The sequence below is a fragment of the Fimbriimonadaceae bacterium genome (assembly GCA_019638775.1).
Lineage (GTDB): Bacteria > Armatimonadota > Fimbriimonadia > Fimbriimonadales > Fimbriimonadaceae > JAHBTD01.
Genome location: JAHBTD010000001.1, coordinates 1145225 through 1166686, shown reverse-complemented (window position 1 = coordinate 1166686; position 21462 = coordinate 1145225). Strand labels below are relative to the sequence as shown.

General features: G+C 56.0%; 20 protein-coding genes. 5 read left to right on the top strand and 15 right to left on the bottom strand.

Annotation, left to right across the window (positions count from 1 at the left end; all coding sequences use genetic code 11):
* Positions 1 to 11: 11 nt before the first annotated feature.
* Together KF784_05455 and speD are read right to left on the bottom strand one after the other, a co-directional pair.
* Positions 12 to 935 (bottom strand): hypothetical protein, encoded by a 924-nt coding sequence (locus KF784_05455; GenBank protein MBX3118490.1) that lies wholly within the window; start codon positions 933 to 935, stop codon positions 12 to 14.
* A gap of 142 nt (positions 936 to 1077) precedes the next feature.
* Positions 1078 to 1680 (bottom strand): adenosylmethionine decarboxylase, encoded by a 603-nt coding sequence (gene speD, locus KF784_05450; GenBank protein MBX3118489.1) that lies wholly within the window; start codon positions 1678 to 1680, stop codon positions 1078 to 1080.
* A gap of 522 nt (positions 1681 to 2202) precedes the next feature.
* Between speD and KF784_05445 the strand changes: the two genes are divergently transcribed.
* Both KF784_05445 and coaBC read left to right on the top strand, forming a co-directional pair.
* Positions 2203 to 2865, top strand: a complete 663-nt coding sequence (locus KF784_05445) for an ankyrin repeat domain-containing protein (protein MBX3118488.1) — start codon at positions 2203 to 2205, stop codon at positions 2863 to 2865.
* Positions 2866 to 2910: 45 nt separating this feature from the next.
* Entirely contained in the window at positions 2911 to 4089 is a 1179-nt protein-coding gene (coaBC, locus tag KF784_05440; GenBank protein MBX3118487.1) for a bifunctional phosphopantothenoylcysteine decarboxylase/phosphopantothenate--cysteine ligase CoaBC, read from the top strand.
* 56 nt (positions 4090 to 4145) lie between these two features.
* On the opposite strand, the gene rpoN is transcribed toward coaBC, so the two are convergent.
* The 13 genes from rpoN to KF784_05375 form a co-directional block, all read right to left on the bottom strand.
* Entirely contained in the window at positions 4146 to 5534 is a 1389-nt protein-coding gene (rpoN, locus tag KF784_05435; protein MBX3118486.1) for an RNA polymerase factor sigma-54, read from the bottom strand.
* A gap of 248 nt (positions 5535 to 5782) precedes the next feature.
* The gene (gene serS, locus KF784_05430; protein ID MBX3118485.1) at positions 5783 to 7105 is read right to left on the bottom strand and encodes a serine--tRNA ligase; all 1323 of its coding nucleotides are present in this window, start codon (positions 7103 to 7105) and stop codon (positions 5783 to 5785) included.
* A 201-nt stretch (positions 7106 to 7306) separates the two neighbouring features.
* Entirely contained in the window at positions 7307 to 8203 is an 897-nt protein-coding gene (locus KF784_05425; protein ID MBX3118484.1) for a tetratricopeptide repeat protein, read from the bottom strand.
* Positions 8204 to 8431: 228 nt separating this feature from the next.
* Positions 8432 to 8845 carry a hypothetical protein gene (locus KF784_05420; GenBank protein MBX3118483.1) on the bottom strand — a complete coding sequence of 138 codons (414 nt, stop codon included), beginning with the start codon at positions 8843 to 8845 and terminating at the stop codon, positions 8432 to 8434.
* A 2-nt stretch (positions 8846 to 8847) separates the two neighbouring features.
* The gene (locus tag KF784_05415; protein ID MBX3118482.1) at positions 8848 to 10356 is read right to left on the bottom strand and encodes a DUF3084 domain-containing protein; all 1509 of its coding nucleotides are present in this window, start codon (positions 10354 to 10356) and stop codon (positions 8848 to 8850) included.
* A 29-nt stretch (positions 10357 to 10385) separates the two neighbouring features.
* Entirely contained in the window at positions 10386 to 11498 is a 1113-nt protein-coding gene (locus KF784_05410) for an LptF/LptG family permease (GenBank protein ID MBX3118481.1), read from the bottom strand.
* Complete coding sequence (gene lptB, locus KF784_05405; protein MBX3118480.1) at positions 11495 to 12277, bottom strand: LPS export ABC transporter ATP-binding protein; 783 nt, start codon at positions 12275 to 12277, stop codon at positions 11495 to 11497. The genes KF784_05410 and lptB overlap by 4 nt, the downstream gene beginning before the upstream one ends.
* A complete protein-coding gene (locus tag KF784_05400) occupies positions 12267 to 13166 on the bottom strand; it encodes a hypothetical protein (protein ID MBX3118479.1) in 900 nt (299 codons plus the stop codon). The genes lptB and KF784_05400 overlap by 11 nt, the downstream gene beginning before the upstream one ends.
* Entirely contained in the window at positions 13163 to 13702 is a 540-nt protein-coding gene (lptC, locus tag KF784_05395; GenBank protein ID MBX3118478.1) for an LPS export ABC transporter periplasmic protein LptC, read from the bottom strand. Before lptC ends, KF784_05400 begins: the two co-directional genes overlap by 4 nt.
* A 5-nt stretch (positions 13703 to 13707) precedes the next feature.
* On the bottom strand, positions 13708 to 14802 hold the full coding sequence (rlmN, locus tag KF784_05390) for a 23S rRNA (adenine(2503)-C(2))-methyltransferase RlmN (protein MBX3118477.1): 1095 nt from the start codon (positions 14800 to 14802) through the stop codon (positions 13708 to 13710).
* Positions 14803 to 14930: 128 nt separating this feature from the next.
* Positions 14931 to 15614 carry a hypothetical protein gene (locus tag KF784_05385; GenBank protein ID MBX3118476.1) on the bottom strand — a complete coding sequence of 228 codons (684 nt, stop codon included), beginning with the start codon at positions 15612 to 15614 and terminating at the stop codon, positions 14931 to 14933.
* 93 nt (positions 15615 to 15707) lie between these two features.
* On the bottom strand, positions 15708 to 16202 hold the full coding sequence (locus KF784_05380) for an S-layer homology domain-containing protein (GenBank protein MBX3118475.1): 495 nt from the start codon (positions 16200 to 16202) through the stop codon (positions 15708 to 15710).
* Between the two features lie 226 nt (positions 16203 to 16428).
* Positions 16429 to 18852: an extracellular solute-binding protein gene (locus KF784_05375; GenBank protein MBX3118474.1), complete on the bottom strand. Its 2424-nt coding sequence runs from the start codon at positions 18850 to 18852 to the stop codon at positions 16429 to 16431.
* A gap of 149 nt (positions 18853 to 19001) precedes the next feature.
* Here KF784_05375 and recA point away from each other — a divergent pair, with 149 nt between their 5' ends.
* The 3 genes from recA (at position 19002) to KF784_05360 (ending at position 21458) form a co-directional block, all read left to right on the top strand.
* Complete coding sequence (gene recA, locus KF784_05370) at positions 19002 to 20075, top strand: recombinase RecA (GenBank protein MBX3118473.1); 1074 nt, start codon at positions 19002 to 19004, stop codon at positions 20073 to 20075.
* A 72-nt stretch (positions 20076 to 20147) separates the two neighbouring features.
* Positions 20148 to 20621 carry a RecX family transcriptional regulator gene (locus KF784_05365; GenBank protein MBX3118472.1) on the top strand — a complete coding sequence of 158 codons (474 nt, stop codon included), beginning with the start codon at positions 20148 to 20150 and terminating at the stop codon, positions 20619 to 20621.
* Between the two features lie 48 nt (positions 20622 to 20669).
* Complete coding sequence (locus KF784_05360; GenBank protein MBX3118471.1) at positions 20670 to 21458, top strand: TIGR00282 family metallophosphoesterase; 789 nt, start codon at positions 20670 to 20672, stop codon at positions 21456 to 21458.
* Positions 21459 to 21462 lie beyond the last annotated feature (4 nt).

Below are 21462 nucleotides of genomic sequence, written 5' to 3'. Positions count from 1 at the left end.
TACGGCGAAGCCTAGGCTGTCCAAACGAACGGCTCGGCATCGGTCAGGATGCGGGCGTTCTTGGTGGCTTCGAGCATCCACTCCGGAAGGGTGAAGACGGCGTTGTGGAACCTCGGTGTGTAGTACCGATTTGTCACGCCCCGCGCGGCGAACCGGGCTGCAATCTCATCCATGCTCAGGCTCATCGGATCGTACTTTTTGCTGGCGAGGACAAACCCCCAAGGCTGGAAGAATGTCGTCACGATGCCATAGTAGCCGGCGACGTGGGCAAAGCAGTCCATCGACTGCAGAGTCTTGATACAGCAAGCCATACACTCAGGATAGTTCTCATTCGCGCTGCCGGCTTGCATGGCGAGGATGCCGTCATCGGCAAGCGCATCGGCGGCGATCTGGAAATACTCTTTGGTAAAGAGCATCTGCCCCGGACCCTCTTCGTGGGGATTGGGGAGGTCGCTGAGGATCACGTCAAAGCCTGCGCCTTTGTGATCCACAAGCCATTGCCGAGCATCCATGTGCAGCAGATTGGTGCGAGGGTCGTCAAACGCGCCCTGGTGCCACTCCGGCATGTGGACTTTGACCATATCGACGAGGTCCTTGTCGATGTCGATCATGTGGGCTTCGGTGACGGTGTTGTGCTTGAGCGCTTCGCGCAGGGTAGCCCCCTCGCCGCCGCCACAAACCACGACTTTCTTCGGGTTTGGGTGGAGGGTCATGGCGGGCTGGCTCATGCACTCGTGAAAAACGTACTCGTCGAGAATTGAGGTCTGGATGTTGTAATCCAAGAAGAGCGACTTGCCAAAGCGTGGTATCTCCGCAATCTGATAAGTCTGATACTGCGTTTTGCCCTCAAGGATCATCTTGGCGACGCGGTATTGCCAGATGGCTGCGTCGGTGTGGGTTTCGTTGATAAAAATACCAGTGGCGTCAGAACTCATTTTGAACTCACTTTACGATAGAAACTATACCAATTCAGGCTTACGGACGGTTGGGCTGGCTCTCCTCACCCAACACACAACGAAACAGCCTATTCATTACGCATATGTCACGTAATGAATAGGCTGATCGCTTGAAATCTGCTTACCGGTCGACTTCGCCTTGCAATCCTCGCCGCACGACCAAGAATTTGATCCTCTCGGGCTTAAAGCGCTCGCGAAGTACGCGGACAGCCTTGTGTACCTTCACGGTTCCGCCGCAGTAGAACAAATCCACTGCCGCATAGCCGTGCTCGGGCCAAGTGTGGATCGTGTAATGCGATTCTTGAATCACGATCGCCCCGGAAACTCCGTAGGGTTGGAACTCATGGAACGACTGCGCGACAACTGTGGCCTCGCTGGCAACAGCGGCATCGCGCATCGCAACGCCGACGCTGCGTTCCTCTTCCAGGGAAGCCTTGTCGCAGCCAAACAGCTCCACCAGGAGATGGGATCCGAGCGAATGCTCTTCTCCGCTGCCATAAGGAAGGCCCTCTTCGTCTTTTCCAAGCCACTCGTTGAACGACTGTTCATCGTCACAACTGATGAGCTGCCACCCCGCCTCACGTGAGAGGACGGCGCTCGAATTCATGGGCTCGGCTTTACGTCTGTTCAGAAGGTTCTTAAGCCAAGACACGGGGCGGACGCCCCCGACGGCGATAGCCGCAAACATAGCGGCAAAGCTACAAAGGATGCTGAAATTTGACAATCACATGTACCTCACTTGCGATCCGTGCGCAGACACCAGTGGGGTTCTGGCGCGAGAAACCAAGAACATGACCGCCCCCATAACGGAGCCAGAACCGACTTGCCTTGATGCGTTCGTCTCCATTGACGACGTGCGTTTGCCGCACCCCCACGCAAATTGCAATCTGTTCATCGCTTTGTCTCGACGGTCAGGATCTCTCCTAACGCGAAGTTGCCAGCTTCGCATAGCCACGTCATCGGTCACCCGTGACGCAATTCGGCAGTATACCAACGGCGTGTTGATCTGTCAATCAAACTACGCGCCAATGCCTTACCATGATGCATGATTGTGGCGAAGTGCCTAATTTTCTTTAGTAATCGGTCCAAATGAGGGCAATTTGGTGGGTGAGAGGGTGGGTGATCCGTAATCCGGCTGAAACCAGGAATTACCGGGAAGCACGTCACCAAGACTTTGAGATATCGGATCACGGTTAACAGATCGCCGATCACGAATCACGAATCACAACAAAGTATCCTTATCCCCATGTCGACCAGCGAAGAGTTTTGGGCCGCCGCGACCACCGGCGATGTCGAAAAGGTGAAAGAACTGCTCGCCGAGAATCGGGAGCTTGCGAACGAGACCAAGCCAGCGGGTGTCTCGGTTTTGATGTTCACGCTCTATCATGGACGCCTCGACACCGCCCAGGCCATCGCTGTACAAAAGATGAACTGGAATGTTTTCGAAGCCGCCGCGATCGGCGATTCGCTGATGGTGTCGAGCATGATTGCTGAGGATCCATCGCTTATCTCTGCGTTCAGCGCTGATGGTTTTACCGCGCTCGGACTCGCCAGCTACTTTGGAAAATTTGAAGCCGCCAAAGCTCTCGTTGAGGCTGGCGCCGACCCGAACACGCTTTCCAACAACGATTTTCACGTGGCCCCGATCCACTCTGCGCTGGCGGGAGGGCACATCAACATCGTCAATTTGCTGCTCGATAACGGGGCAAACGTGAACCTTGCTGCGGGCGGCGGCTGGACCCCTCTGCACTATGCCGCCGATATCGGCGATGCTGACTTGACGCTGCGGCTGCTGAAGATGGGAGCAAACACTGGAGCCCTTACAGGGGATGGGCAAAGTGCCGCCGAATATGGCGATCAGGTCGGGCACGGACACATCAGCGACATTATCCGCGACTTTAGCGACTGAGCCCAGGCACACCGGCCAAACGCGCGAAGCTGGTAAAACTCACCCGTGCCGAACCTGGTTCTTGGCGTTTCTGGAAGTGTCGCGGCCTACCGTGCCGCCGATCTTGCTCGCGAGTTGATGCGAGCGGGGTTCACCGTCCGCGTTTGCCTCACCGATGCGGCGCAAAACTTCGTCACCCCCGCACTTTTTGAAACCCTCACCGGGCAGCCGTGCCTGATTGACACCTTTGAAGAGCCCGAGCGCGGACGCATGGCCCACATCGACTGGGCACGCGAAGCCGCCGTGCTCGTGATCGCCCCCGCGTCAGCGAACACGATCAACAAGATCGCCCACGGCATCGGCGACGATATGCTCACAACATTGGCCTTGGTGTTCGAAGGGCCTATGGTCATCGCTCCAGCGATGAACCCCTCGATGTATGCCAACGAGAACACTCAGGAGTCTGCCCGCCGACTTGAGGCCAAGGGGGCTTTCTTTGTCGAACCGACGGAGGGTGATGTTATCGTCGGGGAAACGGGACTCGGGAAATTGGCTTCGACGGCTACCATTACCGAGACTGTCCTAACCGTCGCAAATAGAACGCAAGCGCTGAAGGGCAAGAGGGTCTTGATCACGTCTGGTCCAACCCAAGAGCCGATTGACGACGTCCGGTTCCTCAGCAACCGATCCAGTGGGAAAATGGGGATCGCACTGGCGAAGGCTGCCTTGCTGATGGGCGCTGAGGTGACGCTTGTCACGGGTCCGACCGCCCAGGCGGTGCCTTTGCGAGCAGTAGTACGGCGCGTTCACACTGCCCAAGAGATGCTAGCGGAGGCTTCCAGTTTTGCTTCTGACGCCGATCTGATTATCGGGGCAGCCGCAGTCGCTGACTATCATCCCGTCGAGCGGATCGTTGGGAAGCGCCGCAGCACCATGGAGAACTGGTCGCTGGAACTGACGCCTAACCCAGATATCATCGCTGCGCTTTCGAAGCTGAGCAAGCCGGGGTCGATGGTGATCGGGTTTGCGGCCGAGCCGACCGGTGACTTATCGGTTGCCCGGGCAAAGCTTGCCAAGAAGGGCCTACACGCCATCGCCCACAACGACGTTTCTAAAGAGGGGATTGGGTTTGAGTCGGACGAGAATGAATTGACGCTTATCTGGCCGGAGGGCGAGATGCTGTCAAGCGGAAGACTGAGCAAGCTCGGGTGCGCGTTGTGGCTCTTGGGGCAGCTCGTGCGATAGCCCGCTATAAGACTTATAGGACCTCTATGTCAAACAAGTCTTATGGGGGTCGAAGCCTAAGCCGTTCTTCGCCCACGGCTGCTGAGCAGACGTGTCCGATCTCGATACTTGTTCACCGTCCTTCGGGCGACGACCACTCCGCGGTCGGCCAACAGCCGAGCGATCGCCTCATCGGAAAGCGGTGTTGACGGATTCTCCGTCTCCAAAATCTCTTCAATCATCTTTTGGATGCGCAGTGCAGGCTTAAAGAAGACCTCGAACGGCACGATCTCGCCATCTTCAATCTGCACAAATTTACCCATGGTCGCACGGCTGACGGTTGATTCGTGCAATCCCAATTCTCGCGCCATGATCGACTTCGTCAGCGGCTGCAAATACTGGTAGCGCCCGGTCGAGATAAAGCTGGTTTGCTTCTCGATCAAGTACTCTCCGATCCGCCGCAGAGTCTTCTTGCGCTCCTTGATCGACTGAATAAAGTTATCCGCTCGACCAACATATTCGCCGAGGTGCTTCTTCTCGTCCTTGTCGGCTTGTGCCTTCGCTTCAAGCTTTGCCAAGCGCTGTCGATAGCTACGATCAACAACGAGCGATGAAGCGTCCACACCCTCGACTTCGACGACCCAACCAATCTCTGAGCGCGTGAGGATAATGTCTGGTCGAACCGCAATCGGCTTCTGTCGAGCGCTGTGCGAGTTCGCTGCAAACCCCTGGGCTGGATAGGGATTCAGCGCTAGAATCTCTTGGAAGGCGGCCTCCACCATCTCAGTGGGGGCCTTAAACTTGCGGGCGATCTTGCCCGTTCGGCGAGCGATCATCTCGTCCAGATAGTGCTTTGCAATCTCCCTTGCCAGCTTTTGCTCAACCGTATCCGGGTCCTGAAGCTGCAATAACAAACACTCTTGGACGTTGCGCGCCCCGATCCCTGCCGGGTCACACTGCTGAAGCTTGTGGAGTACGGCTTCAACATCTTCAACTGTCATGTTTGTGGATGCAGCGACTTCATCAAGGGGCATGATCAAATAGCCTTTCTCATCCAAACAGCCGATCACAAACTCTGCGAGCTTATGATGCTCAGGCTCAACAATCGGGAAAAGCTGGGCTTTCAAGTGGTCCGAAAGTCGAGTCTCACACGCGGCAAAATCCAGCCAGTCCATGACGTCTTCGTCGTCGCGGATCGTGCTGCGCTGAAACTCATAATCGTCGCTAGAAGGCTTCAACTCCTGGGGAGCCACGGACTTGAGCACGCCCTCTTCGGTAATCGGCTCAGTATCATCTTCAAGTCGCTCAAGCGCAGGGTTGTCGGCAAGTTCGGCTTCGACGGCCTGCTCCAGGTCGGCCTGAGAAAGCTGCAAGATATGGCTGCGCAAGACCAACTGAGGGTCAACGCGCAACCCCTGCCGAAGCTCTTGATTTTGGCTGTTCCAATTCCCAGGACGAAATGCCATTTAGCTCTACCTTCACGCTGCATCCTTGCAGCGCCCACAGTAGAGTTATCGGCTTGATTGAGGCTGGAACACTTGAGAGAATTACGGGGATTTGACGGGGCATCGGCTGTTTACTAGGCTCGGCGTCAGACCTCGGAGCATTCTCGTGTGTTGCCGTTTCGACGTCTTGACACGACGTCCTGAGTGTGAAACATCAGGCACCTATCGGACCGAAACGCGCATTCGCGCTCCATACGAGACACACCGCCTTAGGGTTGCGTTGCATTAGGCTGGTTCGTGGAGAACCCGTACCGCCCAACCCCTTCCAGCACTTCTCGCCCGATATAACGCCGCAACGGCTCAGGCACAACCACCGTGCCATCTTCTTGCTGGAAGACTTCAAGGATCGACGCAAACAGTCTCGGCGTCGCCAGGCCTGAGCCATTCAAGATATGCACAAACTCCGGTTTTGCGCCTTGCTCACGCTTAAATCGGATATTTGCCCGACGCGCTTGGAAAGCCTCGAAGTTAGACACACTGGAGATCTCCAGATACTTGTCCACGCCCGGCGCCCAAACTTCGATGTCGTAGCACTTGGCGTTGCTAAAGCTCATCTCGGGGCCGCAGAGCAGCGTCACTCGGTAGTGCATTCCTAAAGCCTGTAAGACAGATTCGGCATCGGCAAGCATCGCTTCAAGCTCGTCATAGCTCGTCTCAGGCAACGAGTACTTCACCAATTCGACCTTGTCGAACTGGTGCATTCGTTGAATGCCACGGGTGTCTTTGCCGGCTGCACCGGCTTCTCGGCGGAAGCACCCCGAGTAGGCGGCAAACTTCATCGGGAGTTGCCAAACGTCCAAAATCTCGTCGCGATAGAGGTTCGTCACCGGCACTTCTGCGGTTGGAATTAAGAAGAGATCGTCGTCAACTTTATACAAATCATCTTCGAATTTAGGAAGTTGCCCTGTTCCGATCAAGCTATCCCTGTTCACGATGAACGGTGGATAGACTTCATAATAGCCGCGCTCTTCGGTCTGCCAATCCGCCATAAAATTAAACAGCGATCGTTGTAAGCGAGCGCCGAGACCCGTATAGACCATGAACCCACTGCCGGAGATTTTTGCGGCGCGGCCCGTGTCGAAGAGCTTTAAGGTATCGGCGATCTCCCAATGCGGTTTCGGCTGAAATGTAAACTCGGGCTTCTCGCCCCAAGTCTTGATGACCACGTTATCTTGCTCGCCATCACCGACTGGGACGCTCTCGTGGGGAAGATTTGGGAATTGAAGCTCAAGCTCGTAGAGTGCCGCATCAAGCTCTCGCTCACGGACTTCACCCTCGGCAACCGCTTCGCTCAGAGCTTTCGCACTCACCTTAGCAACCTCAGCCTCTTCCTTCTTCCCCTGCGCAAACAAGCCGCCAATCGACTTGCTCACCACATTGAGCTCGTTCCGCTGTGAATCAAGCTGGACTTTGAGCGAGCGATACTCCTCGTCGACCTTCAAAAACTGCTCTACGGGCGCCGAGATGTTCTTCACGCTTGCGCGCTGCTTAACGAACTCGGGCTCGGTGCGGATGAGATTGCGGTCCAGCATAGGGAAGTTTTACCCGTGTTAGGTTCAGGCAAAAACGCTGGTTGAGGCATTTGACTAGTGAGGTCGGGACCGGGAAAGGGTGATTGATGAATGAGGTGCCCTGGTCAAAGCCACATTAATACGGACAACCGCATTCCCCTATTCACGGTTCCAACTCCTATCTCCATGCTCTTAGCTGATCGCCAATAGCTCTTCCCTTAACTACCCAAACCCAAACTCCATCGCCGCGATGGGATGGTTCGGATCAAGTTCATACGCCTTCTTGAAGGAGTTTCTCGCCTCTTGATCCCTTCTCAGCCGCCGAAGGGCGATCCCCTGCTGCGCCCAAGCCTCCACATAGTTGGGGTTCACCTCAAGCGCTTGCATAAACTCAACCAGCGCCTCGTCCACCCGGTCGGCCTCCAGCAGAGTCTGCCCAAATCGACAACGGATATCAGGGAAAGTCGGGGCAATTCTTGCGGCCTCTTCAAAGGCCAGCATCGCGTCGTGCATTCGTCCCTCGCGTGCAAACCTGTCGCCGTCATCCTTCAAGCGATTCGCCTGCACGGCGGGGTTGTTCGCTAGTTCGGCAAACCGAGTTTCCGCCTCTTCCCACTTGCCAGAGGCAGCGTCCTCAATCCCCTTCAGAAAGCCTTCGCCCGCAAAAATTCGGCTCATCGAAGAAGCCTTTTGCAGCCACTGCACTCCATCGTCCGACTTCCCGATCTGATGAAGCCAAAGCCCTTTTCGGAAAGCAGCCTCCGCAAACGATGGGTTGATCGTCAGAGCCGCAGTAGCGTCGTTCACCGCATTTAGGAAGTCTCCAGAAGCGGCCCGAGCCATGCCTCGACGCAGATAAAGATCAGCGTAATGCGGGAAGATTGCGAGCGCTTTCTCGTAACACTCCATTGCCCGATCTGGCTCGCGCGATGCCAACGTCACGCAAGCTTGCATGAGGTCGTTTTGGGCCATCTCTCGAACCTTGGGGTTTTCTGTCGCCCCAAGACACTGCTCAAAAACGGCGATTGCACCGTCAAAGTCGCCTCCACGCAGCTTGCGCACACCCTCGTCGTAGAGGGGATCCAAGCCAAAGCCAAACCATTTCCCAGTGATGGACATAATGCTGCCCTCCAAGGTACCTGCGAATAGCAAGAAATGTGGGAAGTCAGCGGGCAAAGAAGATAGAGGCCATCCTAGCCAAGCGCCCGCCAATCCGTTGGCATGGGATAGGACGGCAGGACTCTCTGAAAAGCATCATCAAGTTTGCGAATGGGACGAAAGGAGCGGAAGGGACGGAGATCGGAAATCGAATCTCATATCTCTTGGCGCCTCGCTCCAGGTTGAGCGTTACCCGAGCAGAACCCGTTCTGCGAGGATCACAGCAACGAAGTCATCCACCGGGTCCGGAGGACTCTGGAGTGTCGATGGCAACAATCGTCGCCACCCCTTGCGTTTATGATGCTGCCAATATCTTTCCCGCGCCTGCAGAGTCGTATCCTTCTCGTCAACAACCAGGATGCCCATGCTCGGCATTCGCTCACGCAGTTCGTGCACCAGCGGCCTTGAGCGCGTACCCGAACCAACAACGACCATCGAAAAAGGCTCCGATTCATGCAACTCTGCAAGCTTGTCGGCTAACTGGTCGGGAGGTACGATCGCGCGTTCAACGAGCGTTATTGAGCCATCGGCTTCGCGCCGCACAAGCGCAACGCCGCACTTTGCGCTTCCCGGATCGACCGCCGCAATGGTTCGTACATCCATAGCTACCGGAATCTAAAGACGAACTCAAGGCGATCTCCGGCGCGAGTTTGCTTCACAGCGTGTGCAGAAACTCGAACGGGCGCGTTGACGTCTCGGATGCGACGGATGAGTTGAAGGACGTCTGAGGTCGAAAGCGAGCCAAGACCGCTCTCCGAACCAAGGGTCGGGATCATGCCTTTCTTGATCGCTTCTGGGCGAACAATTTCAGAGAAGAACTTGGTCAACTCGTCAAAGATTTCGCCATCAGACCTCGACCCGTCAATGCGCACATCGGCGATCTGCTCGTTGACTTCATAAATCACTGGGTTGTGGAAGAGCCGCACCTCAAGAGCAACCGGCTCGTTGACGAAGGCGTTCAATCGAGATGTCGCGGCGATGAACGTGTAGTCCGGCAGGTTCCGAATTCTCTGGATAATCAGCTCAATCTGCTCGCGAGTAGAAACCTCGGCGCCCTCCGGCCCCGCTGGCATAATCATCGCCGCCGACGGCGTTTCGTTGGCTGCCGCCCCGCGAGCCTCGGCTGCCGTGATCGACTGCCTCAACAGGGAGTTCAGGAGCCCCCGAGCTTGCTCTTCGGTTAAGCGCGGCGGTAAGAAAACGCGTACCAGCTCCTCGTTTTGATAGTAAGTGATCCTCTGCGTCCGCGCATATCCAAAGGTGTTTTGGAGCTTCACATAATCGCGCTGGGCTTCCGAAAGCTGACGCTGAGTCTCCGTCAGGCTCAATTTGGCGGCGTTCAATTGGTTGTTCAGCCCGTTCAACTCCTTCTGATAGTCCGCCTTTGCCTGCGCGACCTGCTGCTCAAGGTCGGTGCGCTCCTTCTCAAGTTCAGTGATCTTTCCTTGCAGCCCCTCAACCTCAGTCCGCAGCTTTTCCTGATCTCGCTCAAGTTGCGCATTCGCCCGCTCGATCTCGGTATTCCGAATGCTGATCTCCTTAAAGCGATCGTTCTGAATGTCGAAGCTCATCTTCACGCGGTCGTAGTCTTTCTTCGACGCAAGGTACTGCGCATTGATCTTGGCAGTCTGCTCTTGAAGCTTGCGAACACCCGCGTTCAGCTTGCCGATGTCGCTGTTCAGCGTGGCGACCTGCCCTTGCAAGGCCAGTCTCTTTGCCTCGATTTCCTTGCGTTGCTGCAGAACCGTCAACAGCTCCTTGTTCTTCTGCTCAAAGTCCTTCGCCGTTTGCTCTTTGAGCTTCATCAGGTTGTCGACTTGCTCTTGCAAATCTGCTGCCTGCTTCTCATAACGCTTCGCGTCCTCATAAGCCTGTGCACCGCGCACAAACCATTGCCGATACGATGAGCTGATGGCAATCACAACCAGGAGCGTGACGATGGGGATGAGAAATCCGGCGGCGAAGGTCAAGACCTCAGCGGTCTTGCGCGGGCGCATGCCAAAGAGCGTGTGGCGACTCTTGCCCAGCTTGCGCCCAAGACGGTCCGCAAACACTGCGATTCCACCGCCCATCAGGGCCATCAAGAGCAAAAATCCGATACTTCCGACGTCCAATGTCTTTTCCTACGCGCCTATCCCGACGCTCAGCCGTTCTTCTTCCAAATCGTAATCGCAGCAGCCACGAGCCCGATCACACACGGCATAAAGCTTGCAGCGGCTGGAGAGATTAGGCCGCTCCTCGAATATACCGCCATAAAATTAGCCAGGGTCAGATACCCAAAACTAAGCAAAACACTTAACGCAAACCCTGCCCCCACACCCGTCCGGTGGTTTCGTATCCCAAGCGGCGCGCCCAGAAGGCCGAACACGACCGCAGCAAGGGGAAGCGCGATCTTGTTGTAATAGCCAAACTCAAGGTTCGCAATCTGCCTCAGGTCCGGGTTCTCTTGTCGCCGCATCCTTTCGATCTCTTGACGAATTTGAGGCATGCTCAATACGTCCAGATCGGTCAAGAAACCGGCAAGCAGATTCTTTGGCTCGAAATCAGGCTTTGGTACTTCAGACGGTAATGCGCCCTGCTCCAGTTCGATTCTGTCCACTCCGTCGACGCTTCGGAGCAAAGCTTTCCCCTCAATCTTCCAGTCCTTCTCGTCCCGATACACCAGCTTCTCTGCCGTGACCAAGTAGGTGGGCTCGCCATCCCGGCCCATCACTACGATCACAACGTTGATCAAGCTCTTGTCGAGCAGGTTGAAGTCCTCGGCAAGTACCCATGCCGAAGAGCCATTCGGACCCTTGATCTTTTGGCTCACCGAACGTGTCTTCCGATTGTCCGATATCTGTTTTTGCAGCTCCTCTTGAAGCGCATTGGCCTTGCCCGCCGCCCAAGGCACGAACGACTCGTTGATAGCAAAGGTCAGCCCCGCAACCGCCGTGCTAAAGATCAAAACCGGCAAAACAAGCCTATATAAGCTTGCCCCTGCCGCCCGCATAGCCACAATCTCGCTGTCGTTGCTCAACCGCCCAAACCCGAGCAACGAGGCCAGCAACAAGGCCATAGCAAAGGTCTTCGTCATGATGCCCGGCATCAACAGCAGCGATAGCTGCAAGATCGTGCCCGGATCGACTCCACTGACTACCCAGTCAGAAATCCGATTCAATAGTGCCGTCGCAAAAACTAGCGACGTAAAGATGGCGACACCAAAGCCCCAAGGACCGATTAACTCCCGGATGATGAGCCCGTCGATGCGTTTCAAACTGTGCCCTCTGTCTCCCCGCTCGGATCGCCCGTTTCCGACATGGCGCGAACCCCTCGCCCATCATCGAACTGCTGACCCAAGTAGTGCTTCCGAACGTGCGTGTTGGAGGCGATCTCCGCTGACGTTCCTGACGCGATGATCTTGCCGTCGATCAAGATATAGTTGCGGTCGGTGATCCTTAAAGTCGCCCCGACGTTGTGGTCCGTGATCAAAATGCCGATCCCCTGATCGCGCAGTCGGTGGATGATCTCCTGTAGCTCCTCAATGGTCACCGGGTCAATCCCCGTAAACGGCTCATCCAGAAGGATGAATTTGGGGCTGGTGGACATCGCCCGGGCAATCTCGACGCGCCGTCGCTCACCACCGGAAAGCACACCCGCTTGCGCATCCAGAATGCGCGTGATGTGCAGCTCTTCGGCAAGCTCTGTGGTCTTGTCATGTATCTGAGCCTTCGAGTGCCCAGCAAGCTCCATCACCAGCCGAATATTGTCGCGAACGCTCAGCTTGCGAAAAACGCTCGGCTCCTGCGGCAGATAGGCTACTCCGGCTCGTGCCCTTCGATACATCGGCAGTCGGGAGACCTCCTCTTCATCGAAGAAGACCTTGCCCCCATTCGGGCGAATCAGGCCCGTCACCATATAGAAAGTGGTCGTCTTCCCGGCGCCGTTCGGCCCAAGCAGCCCCACAATCTCACCCTGTGTGATCTCGACGCTTACGCCATCCACAACCCGGCGGCCTTTATACTGCTTCACGAGGTCATTGGTTTTAATCTTCAAGCAGGCCTCCAATGGTGGCTTGGGAGTCCCGCCCGTAGAGCAGAGTCGCGGCCGGTGGCTTAGTCTTAATCACCGTCGTCCCTGGCTTGTCGTCGGCCTCTCCTTCAACCTTTACAGGCTTGCCGTTCGCGTCGAAAGTGATCGTAATCTTCGATCCCGTCATATCCCCGATAAAGACCGGCGCATCGCCCTTAACGACAACATTGCCGATGAGCGTCAGTGTTCCGGCGGCCTCGTTAAAAACCATCTTGTCCGCGTTGCCGTGTGTCGTGAACTTCTCCCAAGTTGTCGCTTTCGTCTTCTCATCCGTCGATCGATAGCGACCCTTGATGAGGAAGGTTACGTTGCCGCTGATTGTCCCCGTCTTCACGGGAAAACGCGTCTGCTTGGGGCGATCGTCGCCAAAGAGTCCAACCGTGGCTTCTCGGCCCTTGATATTGACGACGCGTGAAATCGAGGGGTCCTCCTGATCCACGGCAATTCCCCCATGCAAAACCCACTGCTCTCCGGACCGCGTGTACTCCGCAGACGTCGAACGAAGCTCCGTCGTGCTCACTGCATCCTTGATCCCAGACTCCGACGGCTTCACCTGCTTCACATAGATGCCGCCCGTTAAAGTTGCGGCGTCCAGGGTGATCCCCCCATTCGTCGAGCGAATCACATCCCCGACTGCCTTCTGGGCCTGAATCGTTCTGCCGTCAAGGTCCGATACCGCGCTGAACGGGTTGCCCTCTGCCGTAAATCGAAACTTGTTCTCTCCGATGGCTTCGCTCGACCAGTTCTTGGCATAGATTTTTAGGTTCTGGCTGCTTAGTATCGGCTTTTGGCTGGTCTGAGCGACAGCCGCCGCGATGAGAACGATGGACGCGAGTGGGATGAGGGCTTTCATTTGGGCTCCTTAAAAAGGTCCGGTGTGGAAACGTACTGCAATTCTGGCGAGCAAAGCAAGCGCTCGAAAGGACCAAGCGTGTAATCCTTATACACTACGGTGACGACTCCAGACGCCTCCAAGACGCCTCGGTCAGCATGCCAGGTTAGCTTCTCGCAAGTGAGTGTGGCTTGATGCTCCTTGGAGCGGACGGTTACTTTGCCCCATAGTTTCAGAGTGTTAGTCTCTTTGTCCGCGTCTGCGCCCTCTGCGTCAAAGGTGCTGGCATCGGCCCCATCTTTATACATAATCCCGGTGACGGTCTTCATCGAACCGCCCATCGCCTGATCGTCCGAGAGCGCGAGCTGCACCGACTGCCACTCGATATGCCAAAGCTTCGTTCCGCGATTCGTTTCGGAAGACCGAGTCATATTCCCCGGACCGCTGTTGATCCGTCGAGACTCCGGCGGTTCCTCCTTCTTAGAGCCCGATTGCTTGCCGCCATCCTTGCCCTTTGACGGCTTGCCACAGCCCCCGATCAGGCCCAAAGCCAGCATAGCGGTCACGACAAGAGCGGCAATGCGGATGGTTGATCCCTCCTCGCGAACTTGCCCTTGTGCTGACCAGCGAGCTGGCCGCACGCTGCCGCGATGTCGTGCCCGCGCTCCATACGCTCGGTCACATTCACACCCCGATTCTTAAGCTCCTGCTTGAAGGCTCGCACGCGCTCGCGCGAAGGGCGTTTGAAATCTTCCTCGGTCGCGACCCAGTTGAATGGGATCACATTCACCACACACGGCAGGCCCTGAACAAGCTTTGCTAACTCCCTAGCCTGCTCGGGTGTGTCGGTGAGTTCGGATAGAAGCAGGTACTCGAAGGTCACTTTGCGTCCTGTGGAGTGGTGGTAGTCGCGCATCTCTTGCACAACTTCCTGCACCCGCCACTTATGATTGACGGGCATGAGGCGGTCGCGTATCTCGTCAATAGGGGAGTGCAGACTAAGGGCGAGGTGAATCGGCAGTTTTTCCTTGGCGAGCTCACGAATCTTGGGAACGATGCCGACCGTGGAGATAGTGATGTGTCGATAGCTCAGACCGATCTCTTCGTGCATCAGCGTCAGGGTTTTGAGTACACCAGCGAGGTTTAACAGCGGTTCGCCCATGCCCATAAAGACGACGTGGGAGATGCGGTCCTTGGAGATTTTTTGAAGCAGCAGATACTGCCCGACGATCTCTCCAGCGCTCAGATTGCGGTCGAATCCGCCGAGGCCGGTGGCGCAAAAGGTGCAGCCCATCGGACAACCCACTTGACTTGAAAGACAACAGCTGACGCGGTCTTGGTAGGGCAGAAGAACGCACTCGTAAACCTGGTCGTCCCCGTTGTGAACGAGAAGCTTCTGCACCTTGTCCGTGGATGTCCTGTGCGTCGCCACCGTCAGCGGACTCACCCGATACGCCTCCTTCAGTCTTTCACGAACGGTAGCAGGCAAGTCTGTCATCTGGTCGAAGTCGTCAACGGCCTTCGCATAAATCCATTTTGCAAGCTGAGACGCCCGCATTTTGGCAGCCTTGTGCCCACCCAGCGCGTCGTCGTTTGTGACAAGCTCGGTCAGCTCATTCCGGTCCATGCCGATCAAGGCAGGCTTGGCGTCAGCCATCTGAGAAATTGTACCGGCGGAGGCGTTTTTGGCCTTGGGAGAGCCCGGTAAGTCGCACAAGGAGGGCTTAGGAGCGAAAATCTTCGTGCGTTGATGCGATCGCATCTCGCGAAACCATCCCGCGTGGATCAGGCTTCTGTACTCGACCCGCCAGCCTTCACAGCCTTACGACGCATCGCTGAATTCGTTGCAAGCCAGAATACAAGCCAACTGATCCCTGTCGGCACCATTGCTTGCATGAACTTAAACCCGATAGCGTAGCCCTCAATCTCCTCACGCGGCAAACCCTCGGTTAGACTTGCCCAGAAGATGCCGAGCCCGAGGAGGGCAGCGATGACGACCATCGAAACAACGCCGTATAGCCTGCTTAAGCTCCTCGACACAGCGAGACGAGCAAACCCTTCCCATAGCAGCCCGATTCCCACGATTAGAATTCCAAGGCGGATTCCTAGTTCCTCGATCCCGGAGAAAGCCCATCCCATGAGCCAAATAGTAGCCACGGCTCCCAAGATGGTTCCGATGCTTCGGGCCGCATCTTCTTTTTGCTGGGCAGGGTCGGGCGGCGTGAGCGGGAAGAACTGCGGAGCTGGGAGGATGAGTTCGAACTCTTCATCATTCTTTAACAGGACGTCTGCGTACCAATTTGCGAACTCAGGACTCCAGCCTGCTTGTGCAATCTTGGCTGCAATCTCGGCCATAGACTTGCCTTTTGCCTTCAATGCTGCCGTTGCAGAGGCTAGGTCGTTGATATCGTCCGCGCTGGACGACTGATACTCCTTGCGGAAGCGCTCTGGGAGTTCGATTTTTGCCATAAGCATGTTTTATCACATGTAGACAAATGATGCAAGAATGATTTGCATTTAGCCGTAGCTAAAAGAAACTAATCTGTCTCCGCCCACACCTAACTACTTGCCAATCCGAGCTTTCGTGCGGTCGTGGAGATCCTGTAGCTTGACAAGCAGAACCTCAAGATTATCGTCGAGGTCCAAGAATTCTTGGCGAAGCTCCTTAATCCAGAACTTGAAATTGCCCGTGTGTCCAAGGAGTTTTCGCAGGCTACCGTCTGGTGGCTCTTGGGCGAGAAGTTTGCTCCAGTTGTCAAGAAGCATGCGGACAACTACCGCCGCCTCATATCGGCTCCCTGGGCTCCTTTGGCCCGTGAGGGTTGTTGGTCTGAACCATAACCCCTCCGCCGCTGTCTGATTGAGAAAACCGCTTATCCTTGCCTTGATTGGCGTTCGATCATGAGGATCGTTAAAGTTGCCGTTCGGATAGCCTCGCAGAATGCCAGCGTCCTTTAGGTTCTGGACAGCGGGCGAGGCCCAGTGGTTGGCGGGGACGTCGGGGAAGGGGCTGCTTTGAAGCGCAATGGTTAGGGCGGCGACGGTGATGGATAGCATGCCTGTGCCTCGTGAAACTACTGTAACACGGAATTGTTGGGGAAGACGGTTATTCGCGGATTGATTTTCACTTGCAACACCGATCCCTCCATAACTGCCGTTATTGAGGGTACTTGTTAGATCCTTTCGAACCCCAGTTATGGAGGAATTGGAGCCCGGATATACCCCACCCCTAGCCCCTCCCCATCAATCCTTCGGCTTGACAAGGAGGGGGATTTGAACGCGCCTAAATCTTCGCAGCCGTAAACCGCATCTTCACCAAATGCTTGATCTGCATAGTGGTAAACCCAATCAGGATGCTGCCCATCACCCACGCTGCAGCCGTGGCGTAGCCGAACTTGAGGAACATGAACGCGTTGGTCCAAATCTCCAGCCCGATCGTGTGCGTGGCGTAGAGCGGGCCACCGCCCGTGAGGATGAAGATGTTCTCCATCGCTTTGAATCCTGCGATGAAAACACCGAGCAGATTGATGAGGATGAGCGGCGTGAGCGCCGGGAATGTGATGTACCGAATCTTCTTGAACCAGCCCGCACCATCGAGATCGGCGGCTTCGTAGCGCTCTTCGGGGACGTTCTTAAGCGCGGCAAGGTAGAGAATCGAGCCCGGCCCTGCCGCCGCCCAGATGCCGGGGAGCACCACGGCAAACAGCGCCAAAGTCGGATTGCCGAGCCAGTCGTTGGCGATGGGAATGTCCGAACTCAAAAGGTGCATCTTTTTATGGAAGAGCCAATTGATGCCGTTAATGAACGGAGCGAGGATCGTGTTCAATAGTCCAGCTTCGGTCTTGTCGTAGAACTGCCGCCATAGGAAGGCGATCACGATGCCGCTGGTCATCGCGGGCAGATAAAAAACTGTTCGGAAGAAGACCTTGAAACGCGGGATTTCGTTGAGCGCGAGCGCGAGGAAAATCGGCAGGAAAAAGCCGATGATGAGCGTGAGGGCAACATACAAAAAGCTATTGAGGAGTGAGCGCCAAAAGATGGGGTAGGTGAAGACGGCGATGAAATTGTCGAGCCCGACCCATGACGTGCCCTTTACGATTCTGTAATCCTGGAATGCGATGACAAGCCCGCGCAAGAGCGGATAATACGCCCACGCGATGATGCTGCCACCAGCCGGAAGAATGCACCAGAACATGAACCGGCGGATGCTCGAACGGCTGATTCCCGCTGGCAGCCTCTCGATGAAGACCTCCGTTCGCTTGCTTGCCCTTCGCCATGCGATAGCGATCCAAACAGCGACGATGAGGAAGACAGTGACGAGGACGATTCTGGCGACGCTGCGCTGCTTTTCGAGGACATCGGGTGGAGTGTAGCCGAGCAGCTTTGCGTTCATCTCGGCGCTGACGTCGCGCAGGATCTCCCTGGCTGGTATGTCTTTTTCGAGCACTGCACGATCGAGGGCGTTGTCGACCACGACGTACACTTGCTGAACATTACGCCCGTACGGTTCGGGATGACCCGTTTGAAAAATCTCTTCGTTGGCACGAACGTAGGCGGGATCGACCTGGCCAAGGAGATCGTCGTGTCCGAATTTTCGGAGGTAGACGGGACTGACGAGGTTGCCCATGCCTAGCTGAATAAACTGCTCCGTGTTCACGCGGGCGGCCTCTTCGCCAGAGAAGTATTTGATGAATCGCCAGCAAGCCCCCAGCCTTTTAGGGTCTTTCACAGCCGCGTTGATCGCCCACATTCCCGCGTTGATCTCGTTTTTGCGGCCTGCAGGCCCGGCGGGAAGGGCGGCAATCCCAAGCAGGGCGGCGTTGAGGTCCTGCATGTTCAGCAGAACGTCGTTTGTGTAGCCGAACCACATCGATACGTTACCGTTACGTATTTCGTCGTTGATATTGCCGACGATGTTGGCGACCGGTCCGTACTGCTTGCCGTCTTTCCCGGTCCACTTGTTCATGACCAGGGTGCGGTAAAAGTCGAGGGCGACGGCGGCTTCGTCAGAATCCAGGGCTGACTTCCAGTACCCCCGTTCTCCGGGCTCGACGTACTCTCCTCCGGCCTGCCAAACGAAGTTGATCCACCAATAGGCCCGGCTTCCCGAGCCTTGCCCAAAAACGAATCCGTAGCGACCTGTTTTCGATTCGGTAAGGCGCTGAGCGTAGGTGTAGAACTCCTCCCAGTTTTTCGGCGGTTTGGTGGGGTCGAGGCCCGCTTCGAGGAAGTGGTCGCGCCGGTAGTAGAGCGCCATCGCGACCTGGTACCACGGCACCGCGTAGATCTTGCCGTCGTAGCTTTCAAGAACCTCCATGATGAGGGGGTTCACGCGCGCCATACTTTCGGGGTCCTTGGCGATGAGATCGTTTAGCGGGCGGCAAAACCCTTGATCGACAAAGTTGTAGTACTGCCGGAAGTTGACATAAAAGACGTCGGGGGCGGTGTCCCCCGCCATGGACATAAGGAATCCACTTTCAGCGCGGTCGCCGGTGAGTTCAAGACCTCCAGCGTTGACGACGCGGATGTCAGGGTTTTGGCGATGAAATTCGTCGAAGACCGCACGCCGGGCTTGGGAGCGGGGGTCGGTGGCTTCTTTGGGTGGGATGCCCATTGCTGGGCTTGCCATCATGCGAATGGTGATCGACTCCTGGGCCCCAGAAATGCAAGCCAGGAGAAGCAATATGGGGATCAGCCATTTGCGCATGATGAGGTCATTATGCGGGGTTTTTGAAGTTGCACAACTTTCGCTCGAATCTGTTCGTCATCGTTATCAGCAAAAAATACATTTGACCGTTGCATATTTGTTTTCTTTCCTGTAGACTTATGTAGACAAAGATTGAGGTGTATTCATCAATGGCAACCGAACGTACTATGACTCGTGATATTTCTCCGGACCGCGAACGCGCGCTTGATTCTGCGCTGAGCCAGATTGAAAAGGCCTTTGGAAAGGGCGCGATTATGCGCATGGGCGAAGGTACAAAGGAACCTGTCCCGGCTATCTCCACTGGCGCGCTGAGTTTAGACATGGCGCTCGGCGTTGGGGGCATCCCCCGCGGACGCATCACCGAGATTTATGGGGCGGAGTCGAGCGGAAAGACCACTATCGCTCTGCATGTGATCGCGGAGGCCCAGAAAGCTGGCGGATTGGCCCTTTTTGTGGACGTGGAGCACGCGCTGGACATCGAATATGCGCGGGCTTTGGGCGTTGACGTAGACAAGCTTTACATCTCTCAGCCCACCAGCGGCGAGGAAGCTCTTGAGATCGTGGATGGGATGATAAAGTCTGGGGCGATCGACATCGTGGTGGTGGACTCGGTGGCGGCATTGGTGCCGAAATCGGAGATTGAAGGCGAGATGGGCGACGCGTTTGTCGGTTTGCAGGCTCGTCTGATGTCCCAAGGGATGCGAAAATTGGGCGGTAGCATCAGCAAGTCGAACACGGCAGCGGTCTTTATTAACCAGCTACGTGAAAAGATCGGTGTGATGTACGGTAATCCAGAGACCACCCCTGGCGGACGCGCGCTCAAGTTCTGGTCATCGATTCGACTGGAGGTTCGACGTGGTGATGCGATCAAGGTCGGAGCCGATCAGATTGGTGCCCGCACCAAGGTCAAGGTCGTCAAAAATAAGGTCGCTCCGCCGTTTAAGCTTGCTGAATTTGACATGATCTTTGGGCAGGGCATCAGCCGTTCGGGCGATCTTCTCGATGCTGCGGTATTGCGTGGGGTCGTCGGGAAGTCAGGCACGTACTTTAACTACGGCGAGACTCGCCTTGGCCAGGGTCGCGACAACGCGAGGAGCTTCCTGGAGGAGAATCCGGAGATCTTTGCCGAGATCAACACCAAGGTCCGCGATATTGTTAAAGGCGAGCGTTTGATGGCCAAGGGATCGGCAGTTGTTTCAGCAGAAGCAACAGAAGAGGAATAGGCCGGACATGTGCAGATTTGCGGGCGGTTTGGAGTTGATCCAAGCCGCCCGCTCTTGTTTTTGTGAAACCTCATGAAACCGTTGCCGAATGTAGCTGGAGATGCAGAGAAGGCGCTGTTGAAGGCGCTGCGCATGCTCAAGGCTGCGGACAAGCTGTCGGCGGAGGTTGAGAAGCGGCTGTTGGGGGCGGGTTTCTCCGCGGAAACCACAGCTCTCACCCTGCAGACCCTTCGGGAAGGCAATCTGATTGACGATCTGCGGACCGTCGAGCAAGCAATCAAGCGTATGAGCGAACGGCGCGGGTTGGGGAAGGAGCGCGTCCGCGCCGAGCTTGTTGCCAGGGGGGCTGAGGAGGCGTTGGTTGACTCCTGCCTCGCTGCAGTGACCGAAGAGAATGACGCAGAGCGGGCTTTGGCGCTGCTCCGATCGAAGCCAGAGAAAGATACTCCTGCCAAAGCAGCAAGGTTCTTGATCTCGAGGGGCTTTTCAGAGGATATTGTTCGGGAGGCTGTTGAAGCTCACTTTGGAGGCGGGTTTGAGGGCTAATCCCGCAAAGTCGAACGAACCGCCCTCCGGGTATTGTCTTCGGGTTGCATGAGCACTTATCGCGTTCTGTTTATTGGGGATGTTGTTGGCAAGCCGGGACGTCGGGCGTTAGAGGAGTTCCTACCGGGGCTTGTCGACGATCTCGACCCCCTTTTTGTGATTGTCAACGGTGAGAACGCTGCGGCAGGGGTGGGCATCACTTCCGACATTGCAGACGACTTTTTAAAGCTGGGAGTGGATGCGATCACACTCGGCAATCACGCTTTCCAAAAGCGCGATGTTCATGACTATTTGAACACAAACAAGCCGATTGTGCGGCCCTATAACGCGCATCGAAACAGTCCTGGGCGGGGAGTCTGCACTGTTACAAAAGGAGATATCCAGCTTGCGGTCATCAATATCTGCGGTCGGGTCTTCCTTGATGGCTACGACGATCCGTTTGCTGCGATCGACGAAATCCTGCCTACCCTTGAGACGTCTCACATTTTGGTTGACTTTCACGCAGAAGCCACCAGCGAGAAAATCGCTTTTGGATATCACTTGGATGGACGCGCAAGTATGGTTCTCGGAACGCATACTCACGTAACCACCGCCGACGAGCGGATTCTCCCTAACGGGACCGCAGTGATAACGGATGTAGGCATGACAGGCCCACCAAACGGTGTTCTTGGCATGGATCGAGGGATTATTCTGAGGCGGTTCTTAACCGGATTGCCCGAACGATTTGAGGTTGCAAGCGGAAGTGGTGTAATCTGTGGAGTAATTGTCGACGTCGAAAGAGTCACAGGGCGCGCTGTTGCGATCCAACGGGTGCGCCGAGAAGACGTTGAGAGGTAAACGA